Genomic DNA, 14,318 nt, shown 5'->3' on the forward strand with positions numbered 1-14,318 from the left:
GACGCATCACTCCGGTCACCTCACATGGCCGTCGCCGGTCACGATGTACTTCGTGGACGTCAGCTCCGGAAGCCCCATCGGGCCCCTGGCGTGCAGCTTCTGGGTGGAGATTCCGATCTCCGCGCCGAAGCCGAACTGGCCGCCGTCCGTGAACCGCGTCGACGCGTTCACGGCCACCGTCGTCGAATCCACCAACTGGGTGAAACGGCGTGCCGCGGCCTGCGAGGTCGTCACGATCGCCTCGGTGTGGCCGGAGGACCAGAGCCGGATGTGCGCCACGGCCGCGTCCAGCGACTCCACGACGGCCGCCGCGATGTCGTACGAGAGGTACTCGGTCTCCCAGTCCTCCGCCGTCGCCGCCACCACGGTGGCCTTGGTTCCCCCGGCGTACTCCAGGACCCGCTCGTCGCCGTGCACGGTCACCCCGGCCTCGGCGAGAGCGTCCAGGGCCCGCGGCAGGAACGCGTCGGCGACGTCCTTGTGGACCAGGAGCGTCTCCGCGGCGTTGCAGACGCTCGGGCGCTGCGCCTTGGAGTTGACCAGGATGGCGACGGCCATGTCGAGGTCGGTCTGCGCGTCCACGTACACATGGCAGTTGCCGGTTCCGGTCTCGATCACCGGGACGGTGGACTCCTCGACGACGGTGCGGATCAACGAGGCGCCGCCGCGCGGGATGAGCACGTCGACCAGGCCTCGGGCCCGCATGAGCTCGGTGACGGAATCACGGTTCTCGCCCGGCACCAGCTGGACCGCGTCGGCCGGCAGACCGGAGCCGCCGACCGCGTCACGCAGCACCCGTACGAGTGCGCTGTTGGAGGCGTAGGCGGATGACGAACCGCGCAGCAGCACGGCGTTGCCCGACTTCAGGCAGAGGGCCGCGGCGTCCACCGTCACGTTGGGCCGCGCCTCGTAGATGATCCCGACGACGCCGAGCGGCACCCGGACCTGGCGCAGATCGATGCCGTTGGGCAGGGTCGAACCGCGCACCACCTCGCCGACCGGGTCGGGCAGCGCCGCCACGTCCCGCACGTCGGCCGCGATGGCGCGGATCCGCTCGGGGGTGAGGGTGAGCCGGTCGACGACCGACTCGCTGGTCCCGGCCTCGCGGGCGCGCGCCACGTCCTCGGCGTTGGCCGCGAGGATGTCGCTGGTCCGCACTTCGAGCGCGTCCGCGATCGCCAGCAGCGCGTCGTCCTTCGCCGCGCGCGGAAGTGGCGCGATGTCGGCGGCGGCGGAGCGGGCCCGGTAGGCGGCCTGGGCGACCGGGGACATGTTGTCGTACGGCGAAAGCGTGGTCATGCCCGCAGGGTAATGCGCACGCTGCGGGCATCCGTCACGTATCCCGTGATGCGAGACGGCCGTCCGGGGGACGGCCGGTTCAGTACGGGTGCACGCCGACCGGGGCGGCCGGGGGCGGCCCGTACCCCTCGGCGACGCGCTGGTGGTACGTCTCGCGGTCGATGACCTCCAGACCGACGATCTCCCAGGGCGGCAGTCCCGCGCTGGAGCGGTGCTCACCCCACAGCCGCAGGGCCACCGCCGCCGCGTCGTGCAGGTCGCGGGCCTCTTCCCAGTAGCGGACTTCCGCGTGGTCGTTGGCATAGCGGCTGGTCAGCAGGAAGGGGTGGTCGTGCGCGAGCTGTTCGAGGCCGCGTCTGACCTCCTTCAGCGGAATCTCGGTGCCGGAGACGCAGAGCGTGATGTGCCACAGCTTCGAGGCATGGCGTTCCTGGCCGGCCGGCGCCGGTTCCGGCCCGGTCCGTTCGTCTCTCCGGTCCGCGGACCTGCTTCCGTCGAAGCCGACCCCTGCTCCGACGCTGGTCAGGGCGCGGCCACCCGTTCCTCGGGGCGGCGCCCCCGGGCGCGCTCGTCTCACCGGCGGCCTCCTGTGAATGTGTTGCTGTGCTGAACCCCGCAGTGTCCCTGCTACAAAGTGGACCAGTCCGCGGCCCGGCTTGGGGCGGTTTTCGTGAAGGTCTCTGCCCGAAGGCTGGACTTTCAGCCGTTTCAGGGGGTCGTCAGGCGTCGAGAACGACAAGATCGTCCCTGTGTACGACCTCGCGTTCGTAGGCGGGACCGAGTTCGCGGGCCAGATCACGGGTGGAGCGTCCGAGGAGCTGCGGGATCTCCTTGGCGTCGAAGTTGACGAGGCCGCGGGCGACCGGCCGGCCCCGCAGATCGCGCAGTTCCACCGGGTCCCCCGCGGTGAACTCGCCCTCGACCGCGGCGATCCCGGCCGGCAGCAGCGAGCTGTGGCGCTCCACGACCGCCTGCACGGCCCCGTCGTCCAGGGTCAGCGAACCCTGCGGGGTGGAGGCGTGGGCGAGCCACAGCAGCCGGTCCGCCGAGCGGCGTCCGGTGCGGTGGAAGTAAGTGCCCGTGTCGCGGCCGGCCAGGGCGTCGGCCGCGTGGCTCGCCGAGGTCAGGACGACCGGGACGCCGGCCGCGGTGGCGATCCGGGCGGCCTCGACCTTGGTGACCATGCCGCCGGTCCCGACGCCCGCCTTGCCTGCGCTCCCGATGCTGACCCCGGCCAGATCGGCGGGGCCGGTGACCTCGGCGATGCGGGTGGTGCCGGGGATGCTCGGGTCGCCGTCGTAGAGGCCGTCCACGTCGGAGAGCAGGATCAGCAGGTCGGCCCGGACCAGGTGCGCGACGAGCGCGGCGAGCCGGTCGTTGTCGCCGAAGCGGATCTCGTCGGTGGCGACGGTGTCGTTCTCGTTGACGATCGGCAGCGCGCCCATGTCCAGGAGCTGGTCCAGGGTGCGGTAGGCGTTGCGGTAGTGGGCGCGGCGGCTGGTGTCGTTGCTGGTGAGAAGGACCTGGCCGACACGGACGCCGTAGCGGGCGAAGGAGGCGGTGTAGCGGGCGACGAGCAGTCCCTGGCCGACGCTGGCCGCGGCCTGCTGCCTGGCCAGGTCCTTGGGCCTGCGGTGCAGTCCGAGGGGGGCGAGTCCGGCCGCGATGGCGCCGCTGGAGACGAGGACGACCTCGCGCTCGCCGCCGCTGCGCACCTTGGCGAGGACGTCGACGAGTGCGTCGACCCGGTCGGCGTCGAGGCCTCCCGCGGCGGTGGTGAGGGAGGAGGAACCGACCTTGACGACGATCCTCCGGGCCTCCGTGACGCCCTGCCTGGCCCCTGACACGTGCATCCCCCATGGTTCGCCTCGCTGGACCCCGCAATCTACGCGAGCACGGGAAGCGGCGCCTTCGCGTTCCGCACCGTGGACCCCGTTTCGTCCGCATCCGTACCGTTCCGTATCCGTTCCGCACCGCGACTCGTTGCAGGGGGTGGCGGCTCCACCGCCGAAGACCCGGCGAATTCCAGGAACAGGACGTGATCGCATGCGCCAGCTCTCCATCCCCGGGGCCTGGGTGCACGAGCCCGAGGTCATCCCCGACTCCCGCGGGAGCTTCCACGAGTGGTTCAGGGCCTCGGATCTCGGGGAGGCCGCGGGCCATCGGCTGGGGCTCGCGCAGGCCAACTTCTCCACGTCCCGCCGGGGTACGCTGCGGGGGATCCACTTCGCCGATGTGCCGCCGGGTCAGGCGAAGTACGTGAAGTGCGTACGGGGCGCGGTGCTCGACGTGATCGTGGACGTCCGGGCCGGCTCGCGCACGTACGGGCGGTGGGAGGCGGTCCGTCTGGACGACACCGATCACCGGGCGGTCTACATCGCCGAGGGGCTCGGTCACGCCTTCATGGCGCTGACGGACGACGCGGGCGTCCTCTATCTCTGTTCCGAGGGCTATGCGCCCGGGCGCGAGCGCGGCATCGATCCGCTCGATCCGGAGCTGGGCATCGAGTGGCCCGCGGACATCGTGCCGCTGCTGTCCGGAAAGGACGCCGCGGCACCGTCGCTCGCTGAGGCGGGGCAGCTGGGGCTGCTTCCGTCGTACGCGGAGTGCGAGGCGTACTACGCGCGGCTCCGGGCGGGGGAACCCGCGCTCAGCCCGGCCGGCCGCTGACCAGGGGGCGTTCCGCGGCGAGCAGGGCCGGGAACGCCTCGTCCAGGGCGGCGCGCCAGTCCCGGATGGGCTCGATACCGGCGGCGGCGAACCGGTGGTGAGCGAGCACGCTGTACGCGGGCCGGGGGGCCGGGCGGGGGTATGCGCCGCTGGTGGTGGGCCGGACCCGGGCCGGGTCCGCGCCGAGCAGCCGGAAGATCTCCCGGGTGAAGCCGCACCAGGTCGTCTCGCCGGCGCTGGTGCCGTGGTAGACGCCCGCCGGGGCGGTGGAGTCGAGCGCGGCCTGTCCGAGCCGGACCAGCCGCGCGGCCAGGTCGACGGTCCAGGTGGGCTGTCCGCGCTGGTCGTCCACCACGTCGAGGGTGTCCTTGACGCCCTCCAGCCGGATCATCGTGCGGACGAAGTTGGCGCCGCCCGCACCGTAGAGCCAGGCGGTGCGCACGACGTAGCCGGTGTCGGGGAGGGTCTCCAGCACGGCGCGTTCGCCGGCGAGTTTGGTGCGGCCGTAGGCGCTGCGCGGGGCGGTGGGGGCGTCCTCGGGGTACGGGAGGACGGCATCCCCGGCGAAGACGTAGTCGGTGGAGACGTGGAGCAGGACGGCGCCGTGCTCGCGGCAGGCGGCCGCCAGGACGGCGGGGCCGGTGCCGTTGATCCGCAGGGCGGCGTCCTCCCGGGCTTCTGCGTCGTCGACGGCGGTCCAGGCCGCGCAGTTGACCACGACGGCGGGACGGTGGGCGGCGAACGCCTCACGGACACCGGCGGGGTCGGCGATGTCCAGGGCCGCGCGGTCCGCGGCGACGGCGGTGACGTCCTCGTGGGCGAGCGCGGCCATGAGGTCCTGCCCGAGCATTCCGGCGGCCCCGGTGACCAGCCAGACCGCGCTCACAGCGCGGCCCTCTCCTTGAGCGGCTCCCACCAGGAGCGGTTCTCGCGGTACCACCGCACGGTCTCGGCGAGCCCGGTACGGAAGTCCTTGCGGGGCTCGTAGCCGAGCTCCTCGCGGATTCTGGTGCAGTCGACGGAGTAGCGCCGGTCGTGGCCCTTGCGGTCCTCGACGTGGACGACGGCGGTGTCCCATGCGGCGTCGCACGCCTCCAGGAGCAGTCCGGTGAGCTCCTTGTTGGAGAGCTCTGTGCCGCCGCCGATGTTGTAGACCTCGCCCGCGCGGCCCTTGGTGCGGACGAGTTCGATGCCCTGGACGTGGTCGTCGATGTGCAGCCAGTCGCGGACGTGGGCGCCGTCGCCGTACAGCGGGACCGGCCGGCCGTCGAGGAGGTTGGTGACGAAGAGCGGGATGACCTTCTCGGGGAAGTGGTGGTGCCCGTAGTTGTTGGAGCAGCGGGTCACCCGCACGTCCAGTCCGTGGGTGCGGTGGTAGGACAGCGCGATCAGGTCGCTCGACGCCTTGGAGGCGGAGTACGGGGAGTTGGGCGCGAGCGGCTCGCTCTCGGTCCAGGAACCCTCGTCGATCGATCCGTAGACCTCGTCGGTGGAGATGTGCACGAAGGTCCGGACGCCCGCCAGATGCGCGGCGTGGACGAGGGTGTGGGTGCCCAGGACGTTCGTACGCACGAACTCGGCGCCGCCGTCGATGGAGCGGTCCACATGCGATTCGGCGGCGAAGTGCACCACCTGGTCGTGCCCGGCCATGAGGCCGCCTACCAGCTCGGCGTCGCAGATGTCGCCCTGGACGAACGAGAATCCGGGGTGGTCGCGCACGGCGTCGAGGTTGGCGGGATTCCCCGCGTAGGTGAGCTTGTCGAGCACGGTCACGGTGATGTCGCCGGGGCCGTCCGGGCCCAGCAGCGTACGGACGTAGTGGGAGCCGATGAAGCCGGCGCCGCCGGTCACCAGGAGGTGGGTCGTCATGAGGAGATCTGCACCTTGCTGTGGTCGCCGAGGACGAGTCGGTGGGCGGAGGGGCTCCGGGGTGCGGGGGTCACCTCGACCTCGTGGCCGATGAGGGAGGCCTCGACGCGGCGGACACCGTCGATCGAGGCGCCCCGCAGGACGATGGAGTACTCGATCTCGCTGTCCTCGATCCGGCAGTCGTGGGCGACCGAGGTGAACGGTCCGACGTAGGCGTCGCTGATCACCGAGCGGGCGCCGATGATGGCGGGGCCGACGATCCGGCTGCGGGTGACCCGGGCGCCCGGCTCGATCCGGACCCGGCCGATGATCTCGCTCTCGTCGTCGACGTGGGCGCCACGGGTGCAGGGCTCGACGGTCTCCAGCACGGTGCGGTTGACCTCCAGCATGTCGGTGACGTTGCCGGTGTCCTTCCAGTATCCGCGGATCGTGGTGGAGCGGACGTCGCGTTCCTGGTCGATCAGCCACTGGATGGCGTGGGTGATCTCCAGCTCGCCGCGCCAGGACGGGCGGATGGAGCGGACGGCCTCGTGGATGACCTTGGTGAAGAGGTAGACGCCGACGAGCGCCATGTCGCTCTTGGGCTCCTTGGGCTTCTCCTCAAGGGCCACGACCCTGCCGTCCCCGTCGAGCTCGGCGACGCCGAAGGCGGTCGGGTCGGGCACCCGGGTCAGCAGGATCTGGGCGTCGGGCCGGTCCGCGCAGAACCCCTCGACCAGTCCGGCGATCCCGCCGACGATGAAGTTGTCGCCGAGGTACATGACGAAGTCGTCGTCGCCGAGGAAGCGCTGGGCGATCAGGACCGCGTGGGCGAGGCCGAGGGGTTCGGACTGCGGGATGTAGGTGACGTCGATGCCGAACCGGGATCCGTCGCCGACCGCCGCGCGGATCTCCTCCTCGGTGTCGCCCACGATGATGCCGACTTCGGTGATGCCCGCTTCCGCGATGGCTTCGAGCCCGTAGAACAGCACCGGTTTGTTCGCCACCGGGACCAGTTGTTTGGCCGAGGTATGAGTGATGGGACGAAGCCGGGTGCCTGCCCCACCGGAAAGTACGAGAGCCTTCACTGATCTGCCCCACGATGAGTCGGCGGTCCTGTCGCAGCTGCGACCTACCGGGTGACCTTAGTCAGGTCCGCCCGCTCATCCGCGGCGAAACAGCTCCGCCGACCCGCTTACCGACTCGTCCGGAGGAAAAGCGGCGGCCCCCCGTAACCATTCCGCTTCGTTTCGCTCCCGCCGGATCACGAAATGCGTCGCACCGGCACGTGACGTCGAACTCGATATCGAATTCTCCGTATTTCGCTTGTCCGTCGGTCAAAGGCCCTACGGGTGGCGCAGGCGCCATCCCTGCCAGGCGGACTCGATCATCTCGTCGACGCCGTACCGGGCCGACCAGCCCAGCTCCGCACGGATCCGGTCCGCGCCCGCGACCACGCGAGCGGGGTCACCGGCGCGGCGGGGGGCCACCTCGGGGGCGATCTCCCCGTGGTCCGTCGCCTTGAGGATGCGATCGACCATCTCGCGCACCGAGCTGCCCTCGCCGCGGCCGATGTTCAGCGTGAGGTCCGTGCCGGGCTCGGCCCCCTCCAGCCGGCGTGCGGCGGCGAGGTGGGCGGAGGCGATGTCCTCCACATGGATGTAGTCGCGGACGCAGGTGCCGTCGGGCGTCGCGTAGTCGTCGCCGAAGATCCGCGGGCCCTCGCCGGCCTCCAGGCGCTCGAAGACCATCGGGATGAGGTTGAACACCCCGGCGTCGGCGAGCTCGGGCGAGGCCGCGCCGGCGACGTTGAAGTAGCGCAGGGACGCGCAGCGCAGTCCGTGGGCCCGGGCGGCGGCGTGGATCAGCCATTCGCCGACGAGCTTGGTCTCGCCGTACGGGCTCATCGGCGCACAGGGGGTGTCCTCCGTGACGAGGTCCACGTCGGGCATGCCGTAGACGGCGGCCGACGAGGAGAACACCAGCTGGTCGACTCCAGCCGCGACCATGCTCTCCAGCAGCACCTCCAGACCGGTCACGTTCTCCCGGTAGTAATAGAGGGGGCGCTCGACGGACTCGCCGACCTGCTTCTTGCCTGCGACATGCACCACACCCGTCACGGTGTGGTCACGGATCGCGGCGTCCAGGGCCTGCCGGTCCAGCACGCTGCCGGTGACCAGCGGGACACCGTCGGGCACGCTCGCGGCGTTCCCCGTGGAGAGGTCGTCGTACACGACCACCCGCAGACCGCCGGCGAGCATCGCCCGCACGACGTGCGCACCTATGTATCCGGCCCCGCCCGTAACCATCCAGGTCATTCTGTGCGTCTCTCCCTCTGTACGTGGTGCCGCTGCTGTGCGCGCTCCACCGACAGGTTCACCTTACGTGCACGCGAAATCGAATCAGACAAATAACCCTCAACCGTATTATCGTGCGACATGAAGCCGTGCATGGGGTGACGCCCGGGGAACACCGCGGGTGAAGCCGGGCAGTCATGGATGAAGCCGGGGCAAACACAAGGCCACGGCGGGTGGATGTCGATCAATTACGCTGTTCAGGTGCTCAGGCCCTCCCCCACGATTCCGCGGTGCGAATCGGTGCCTGCGCACAGACCCTGCAGACAGCTCTCTGGACTGGTGAAGGATGCCTCGACTGACACTCATCGTGCCTGCGTACAACGTGCAGGGGTATGTTCGGGAGTGCCTCGACTCCGTGCTGCAGCAGGACTTCACCGACTTCGAGGTCGTCGCCGTGGACGACTGCTCGCCGGACAGCTCCGGCGCCATCCTCGACGAGTACGCGGAGCGCGACCCCCGGGTGCGTGTGCTCCACCTGGCCGAGAACGTGGGGCTGGGCCGCGCCCGTAACGCCGGGATGGAACGGGCGACCGGCGACTATCTGCTCTTCCTCGACAGTGACGACACCCTGGCGCCCGGCTCGCTGAGCGGCATCGCCGGACGCCTCGACGCGACCGACGACCCCGACATCCTGGTCTACGACTACGCGCGCAGCTTCTGGGACGGCCGGCTGCTGCCCAACCAGCGGGCGGATCTCCTCGGCGGCGACGGGCCCGCGGTGTTCCCCCTGTCGGAGCGGCCCGGGCTGCTCGATCTGCTGCAGATCGTGTGGAACAAGGCCTACCGTCGCGATTTCGTCGAGGCGCACGGGTTCCGCTTCCCGTCCGGGTACTACGAGGACGCTCCCTGGACGTACACGACCCTGGTCACGGCGGAAAGCATCGCGCTGCTCGACCGCGTCTGCGTGCTCTACCGGCAGCGGCGCGAGGGCGGAAACATCCTCGGTACCGTCAGCCGCAACCATTTCGATGTATTCGACCAGTACGACCGCGTATTCACCTATCTGGACGAGCATCCGGAATTCGATTCCTGGCGCCCTGCCCTTTTCCGTAAAATGGTCGACCATTACCTCACGGTGCTGGAGAAGCCGGGCCGCCTCCCCAAGAATGCACGGGCCGAATTCTTCCACCGCGCGGCAGCCGACTACAACCGCCGCCTGCCCGAGGGATTCGAACGCCCGGGCGGTGCCCGCGGTTACAAGTACGCGATGCTCGGCAGGGACTCCTATCCGGCACTGACCGGCGTCACCCGGGCGAACCAGGTGCGCACCCGGGCCCGGGCGCGCAACACCAAGCGCATCGGCCGGGCCAAACGGGCCGCGATGCGGATGCTCTACCAGTCCCAGCTGCGGCTGCCGCTGGACGAGAACCTCGCGGTCTTCTCCGCCTACTGGGGCCGAGGCTACGCGTGCAACCCCGCGGCCATCGACGCCGAACTGGCCCGGCTGGCTCCGCACATCCGCCGGGTCTGGACCGTGCGCGCCGAGCATGTGAGCCGGGTGCCCAAGGGCGTCGAGGTGGCCGTGGTCGGCTCCCGCGAGTACTGGACGGCACTGGCCCGCGGCACGTACTTCATCAACAACGTGAACTTCCCGGACTCGCTGGTCAAGCGCGAGGGCCAGATCCACCTGCAGACCCATCACGGCACCCCGCTGAAGACGATGGGCCTCGACCAGGCCGACTACCCGGCCTCCACGAACATGGACATGGCGGATCTGCTCCGGCGCTGCGACCGCTGGGACTACAGCCTCACGTCCAACCGCCACTCCACCACCGTGTGGGAGCGGGTCTACCCGTGCTCCTACACCTCGCTGGAGACCGGCTACCCGCGCAACGACGTCCTGATCAACGCCGGGGCCGAGGAGGTCGCGCGGGCCCGCCGCGAGCTCGGTGCGGCGGACGGCTCCAAGGTCTTCCTGTACACGCCGACCCACCGCGAGTACCAGAAGGAGTTCTCCCCGCGGATCGACCTCGCGAAGCTGGCCGAGGAGCTGGGCCCGGACGTCACCCTGCTGGTGCGCGGCCACTACTTCTACAAGCCCACCGGCAAGCTCGCCGAGCTCCAGGCCAGCGGCCGGGTGATCGACGTCTCCGCACACCCGTGCGTGGAGGAGCTCTACCTCGCGGCCGACGCCATGATCACCGACTACTCGTCGGCCATGTTCGACTACGCCAACCTCGACCGGCCGATCGTGATCTTCGCCGACGACTGGGACACGTACAAGGTCGTCCGGGGCAGCTACTTCGACCTGATGGCCGAGCCTCCCGGGGCCGTGGCCACCAGCCAGGAGCAGCTCACCGATATCCTCCGCTCCGACGAATGGCGGAGCGAGCGGTCCGCGGCCTTCCGGGCCGCGTTCCGTAAGCGCTTCTGCGACTTCGACGACGGCCGTGCGGCCGAACGCGTCGTGCGCACCGTGTTCCTCCGCGAAGAGGAACCACTCCCCGTCACACCGCTTGCCGAGCGAACGCCGGCACCTTCCCCTACCCAGGCGCTCGCACGTGTCGAGCGGGTCTGAACCGAAAGGAATCCGGAACGCCATGGCCTCTCGGCTCAGCGTCATCGTCCCGATCTACAACGTCGAGCACTACCTGGCCGCATGTCTCGACTCCCTGGAGGCACAGACCTTCCAGGACCTCGAAGTCATCATGGTCGACGACGGTTCCCCCGACGACTCGGCCGCCATCGCGGCCTCGTACGCCGCTCGTGACCCGCGCTTCACCCTGGTACGCAAGGAGAACGCCGGTCTCGGCGCAGCCCGCAACACCGGCATAGAGAACATCTCGCCGGATTCCGAGTACCTGACGTTCGTCGACAGCGACGACGTCATTCCTCCGGATGCCTACCGGCTGATGCTGAAGAGCCTCGACGAGACGGGCTCCGACTTCGCCACCGGCAACGTCTTCCACCTCAAGGGCCGGCGGTCCTGGCAGGTGCCGCTGTTGAAGATGCTCGCCGGTGAGGCCCGCAAGCGCACCCACATCTCGAAGGTGCCGAAGCTGGTCGCCGACCGCATCGCCTGCAACAAGGTGTTCCGGCGCACGTTCTGGGAGAAGCACGCCTTCACGTTCCCCGAGGGAATCCTCCACGAGGACATTCCCGTCGTGCTGCCCGCGCACTACCTCGCCGAAGCCATCGACATCATCGGTGAGCCCGTCTACTACTGGCGGCTGCGCGAGGGCGAGGCCGCGCCCTCGATCACCCAGCGCCGCAAGGAGCCGCAGGCGATCCGGGACCGCGTCACCGCCGTCTCGTCGGTCAGCACGTTCCTCGCCGGCCGGCCGGGCCCCGAGTTCGCCCGGTACAAGCGCGAATACGACGCCCGGGTGCTCCAGGACGATCTGCGGCTCTTCCTGAACGTGCTGCCCGACACGGACGCCGAGTTCCACGAGGCGTTCCTGGAAGCGACCAACCGCTTCCTGTCGCAGGTCGATCCCCAGATCGTGATGGACCTGCCGGCCCCGCTCCGGGTGCAGTGGCTGCTGGTACGCAAGCACGCCATTCCGGAACTCATAGCCCTGCTCGCGGACCAGCGCCGCAAGGAGCCCATCGAGGTCTCCGGCGGCCTGCGCAAGTACGCCACCTTCGGCGCGTTGGAGAAGAGCGGCATCAACCTGCCGAAGTCGGCCCTGCGCATCGACCAGGACCTGACGCTGCGGACCTCGCTGCGCTCCGCCCAGTGGGTGGGGGGCAAGCTCGTGCTCGCCGGTGACGCCTGGATAGACAAGATCGGCCTGCCGACCCGGCGCAGCTCCAAGAAGGTGATCCAGCTGCGCAAGGGCGGTTCGCGCCGCCGTCTGATCATGTCGGCCAAGAACGCCTACCGTCCGGAGCGCACCACCGACTCCGGGCAGAAGCGCTACAACTACGACTGGTCCGGCTGGGAGTTCACTCTCGACCCCTCGAAGCTCCGCAAGAACAACGAGTGGGAGGAGGGCACCTGGCACATCGGCGTCGGGATCTTCACCTCGGGCCTCGTCCGCAAGGCAGGCGTGGAGACCATCAGCGGTTCGGCCGCCGACTACCCGCCGTACCAGTGGCTCGACAAGGACTTCCGGATGGTCCCGGTCATCGAGCGCAGCGCCTTCAAGCTGCGCATCGAGAAGGTCCGGGCCCTGATCACCGGCCGCCGCCTGGACGGCGACCACCTGGAGATCACCGGTGTGATCCGCGTCCCGCTGGGCAGTGACGAGACGGTCAAGCTGCGGATCAGCAACGACAGGGGCGGGGAGGTCAACCACTACCCGGTCGCCCTGGAGCCCCGCTCCGGCGAACTGACACCGTTCACCGTGCGGGTCCCGGTCACCGACGTGGCCCTGGTCACCCGGGAGACGGTCGACGAGCACGCCCAGCCCCGCAAGCGCAGCTGGAGCACCGTTCTCGTCGCCACCGACGCCGCCGAGAAGGAGCGCCGTTTCAGCACGGTCCTCGAGGAGGGCCTGCCCGACATCGAGTTCGAGCTTCCCGAGTCACTCGGTGCCCAGGCGGCACGCAACGAGGTCGCGCTGGTGGGCGGGAACAACGGCTACCTGAAGATCTCCGGCCGCGCCCGCCGCGCGGTGATCGAGAAGATCGCCCTCCGGGACGGTCACCTCGTCATCTCCGGACGCAGCCATGCGAAGCTGACCGGCTCCGACTTCCTGGTGAAGTCGGCGAACCGCTTCGACGAGCGGATCGTCTCCGCCCGGTGGCTGTCCGACGGCTCCTTCGAGGCCGAGTTCGACCCCTCCACCATGGGCGGCACGGGCAATGTCCCGCTGAAGGCCGGGCGTTGGAACTTCTTCCTGCGCCGTCCCGGCCAGGAGGGCCCCGACGTCCCGTTCTGCATCGACCGGCTCGTCGCCCCCGACTTCCCGCTGCACACCGTGCTGAACGGACGGCGTTACTGGCTGGAGGCGCGCTGGATCGACTTCCCCCAGCTCAACTGCCGCAGCGAACTGAGCGACCTGGAGCGGGGCCCGTACCGTCTGCTCCAGCAGCGCCGCGAGGTCTACGAGCCCCTGCGCAACGAGCCGCTGCGCGACCAGGTCTTCTACCTCAGCTACAACGGCAAGCAGTACTCGGACAGCCCCCGCGCCATGCACGAGGAACTGGTCCGCCGCGGGAGCGACCTCAAGCACCTGTGGGCCGTACGGGACGGCCAGGTCATCGTCCCGGAGACCACGGACGTCGTCCGGATGTGGGGCCGCGAGTGGTTCGAGGCCCTGGCCACGTCCCGCTACATCGTGACCAACGGACACCTCCCGGAGTGGGTCGAGCGGCGCCCCGGTCAGGTCATCGTGCAGACCTGGCACGGCACCATGCTCAAGAAGATCGGGCATGACATCGACACGCTGCACTTCGACAAGGAGTACCAGAACCGGCTGGCGCTGGAGGCGAAGAACTGGAGCATGATCGTCTCCTCGAACCGCTTCAGCACGCCGATCCTCAAGCGCGCGTTCTCGTACGACGGGGAGATCCTGGAAGCGGGCTACCCGCGGAACGACTACCTCTACTCCCCCGACCGGGAACAGCGGGCCGCCGAGGTCAAGGAGCGGATCGGGCTGCCGGCCGACAAGAAGGTCGTGCTGTACGCGCCGACCTGGCGCGACGACCAGTCGCACAGCGCGGGGCAGTACAAGTTCGACCTGCAGATCGACCTGGAGGACGCCCGTCGGCGCCTCGGCGACGACCACGTCCTCCTGATCCGCCGCCATTCCAACGTGGTGGACGCGGTACCGGGCGCGGGCAACGGATTCGTGTGGGACGTCTCCGAGTACCCGGACATCGCGGATCTCTACCTGGCCTCGGACATCATGATCACCGACTACTCGTCGGTGATGTTCGACTACGCCCACCTCAAGCGGCCGATGCTCTTCTTCACGTACGACCTGGAGCACTACCGCGACACCCTGCGCGGGTTCTACTTCGACTTCGAGAAGGACTCCCCCGGGCCGCTGGTCCGCACGTCCGAGGAGCTGATCAGCTCCATCCGTGACATCGACGTGCTGTCGGCGGAGTACAAGGACCGGTTCGACCGCTTCCACGAGCTGTTCTGCGACCTCGACGACGGCAACGCCTCGCAGCGCGTCATCGACCGCATGCTGGAGCAGGCGGCCGAAGGGCACTGAAGCCCGGTATGACAGGACGAAACGGGGCTGCCCC

General features: G+C 69.6%; 10 protein-coding genes. 3 read left to right on the forward strand and 7 right to left on the reverse strand.

The features are described from left to right. Positions 1-15 precede the first annotated feature (15 nt). The 3 genes from OG446_RS11335 to proB all read right to left on the reverse strand — a co-directional run bounded on the left by OG446_RS11335 (position 16) and on the right by proB (position 3,146). Positions 16-1,299 (reverse strand): glutamate-5-semialdehyde dehydrogenase, encoded by a 1,284-nt coding sequence (locus tag OG446_RS11335; protein ID WP_328893911.1) that lies wholly within the window; start codon positions 1,297-1,299, stop codon positions 16-18. A 79-nt stretch (positions 1,300-1,378) separates the two neighbouring features. After that, positions 1,379-1,876: a hypothetical protein gene (locus OG446_RS11340; RefSeq protein WP_328893912.1), complete on the reverse strand. Its 498-nt coding sequence runs from the start codon at positions 1,874-1,876 to the stop codon at positions 1,379-1,381. 142 nt (positions 1,877-2,018) lie between these two features. After that, positions 2,019-3,146 carry a glutamate 5-kinase gene (proB, locus tag OG446_RS11345; protein ID WP_328893913.1) on the reverse strand — a complete coding sequence of 376 codons (1,128 nt, stop codon included), beginning with the start codon at positions 3,144-3,146 and terminating at the stop codon, positions 2,019-2,021. A 199-nt stretch (positions 3,147-3,345) separates the two neighbouring features. Between proB and rfbC the strand changes: the two genes are divergently transcribed. Beyond that, positions 3,346-3,969 carry a dTDP-4-dehydrorhamnose 3,5-epimerase gene (rfbC, locus tag OG446_RS11350; RefSeq protein WP_328893914.1) on the forward strand — a complete coding sequence of 208 codons (624 nt, stop codon included), beginning with the start codon at positions 3,346-3,348 and terminating at the stop codon, positions 3,967-3,969. Here rfbC and rfbD read toward each other — a convergent pair. The 4 genes from rfbD to galE all read right to left on the reverse strand — a co-directional run bounded on the left by rfbD (position 3,950) and on the right by galE (position 8,135). Continuing rightward, positions 3,950-4,819: a dTDP-4-dehydrorhamnose reductase gene (gene rfbD, locus OG446_RS11355; protein WP_328898271.1), complete on the reverse strand. Its 870-nt coding sequence runs from the start codon at positions 4,817-4,819 to the stop codon at positions 3,950-3,952. The genes rfbC and rfbD overlap by 20 nt on opposite strands. 32 nt (positions 4,820-4,851) lie before the next feature. Next, on the reverse strand, positions 4,852-5,838 hold the full coding sequence (rfbB, locus tag OG446_RS11360) for a dTDP-glucose 4,6-dehydratase (protein WP_328893915.1): 987 nt from the start codon (positions 5,836-5,838) through the stop codon (positions 4,852-4,854). After that, positions 5,835-6,905: a glucose-1-phosphate thymidylyltransferase gene (locus OG446_RS11365; protein WP_328893916.1), complete on the reverse strand. Its 1,071-nt coding sequence runs from the start codon at positions 6,903-6,905 to the stop codon at positions 5,835-5,837. Before OG446_RS11365 ends, rfbB begins: the two co-directional genes overlap by 4 nt. A 258-nt stretch (positions 6,906-7,163) precedes the next feature. After that, positions 7,164-8,135, reverse strand: a complete 972-nt coding sequence (galE, locus tag OG446_RS11370; protein WP_328893917.1) for a UDP-glucose 4-epimerase GalE — start codon at positions 8,133-8,135, stop codon at positions 7,164-7,166. A gap of 325 nt (positions 8,136-8,460) precedes the next feature. Here galE and OG446_RS11375 point away from each other — a divergent pair, with 325 nt between their 5' ends. Together OG446_RS11375 and OG446_RS11380 are read left to right on the forward strand one after the other, a co-directional pair. Next, positions 8,461-10,692, forward strand: a complete 2,232-nt coding sequence (locus OG446_RS11375; RefSeq protein WP_328893918.1) for a bifunctional glycosyltransferase/CDP-glycerol:glycerophosphate glycerophosphotransferase — start codon at positions 8,461-8,463, stop codon at positions 10,690-10,692. A gap of 22 nt (positions 10,693-10,714) precedes the next feature. Then, positions 10,715-14,284: a CDP-glycerol glycerophosphotransferase family protein gene (locus OG446_RS11380; RefSeq protein WP_328893919.1), complete on the forward strand. Its 3,570-nt coding sequence runs from the start codon at positions 10,715-10,717 to the stop codon at positions 14,282-14,284. Positions 14,285-14,318 lie beyond the last annotated feature (34 nt).

The organism is Streptomyces sp. NBC_00236 (genome assembly GCF_036195045.1).
In the GTDB taxonomy this organism is placed as follows: domain Bacteria; phylum Actinomycetota; class Actinomycetes; order Streptomycetales; family Streptomycetaceae; genus Streptomyces.

Excerpts from the sequence above, each read along its gene's own strand:
- OG446_RS11380 (WP_328893919.1), top strand. The coding sequence starts at position 10,715 with ATGGCCTCTCGGCTCAGCGTCATCGTCCCGATCTACAACGTCGAGCAC.
- OG446_RS11335 (WP_328893911.1), bottom strand. The coding sequence starts at position 1,299 with ATGACCACGCTTTCGCCGTACGACAACATGTCCCCGGTCGCCCAGGCC.
- galE (WP_328893917.1), bottom strand. The coding sequence starts at position 8,135 with ATGACCTGGATGGTTACGGGCGGGGCCGGATACATAGGTGCGCACGTC.
- OG446_RS11375 (WP_328893918.1), top strand. The coding sequence starts at position 8,461 with ATGCCTCGACTGACACTCATCGTGCCTGCGTACAACGTGCAGGGGTAT.
- rfbD (WP_328898271.1), bottom strand. The coding sequence starts at position 4,819 with ATGCTCGGGCAGGACCTCATGGCCGCGCTCGCCCACGAGGACGTCACC.
- rfbB (WP_328893915.1), bottom strand. The coding sequence starts at position 5,838 with ATGACGACCCACCTCCTGGTGACCGGCGGCGCCGGCTTCATCGGCTCC.
- rfbC (WP_328893914.1), top strand. The coding sequence starts at position 3,346 with ATGCGCCAGCTCTCCATCCCCGGGGCCTGGGTGCACGAGCCCGAGGTC.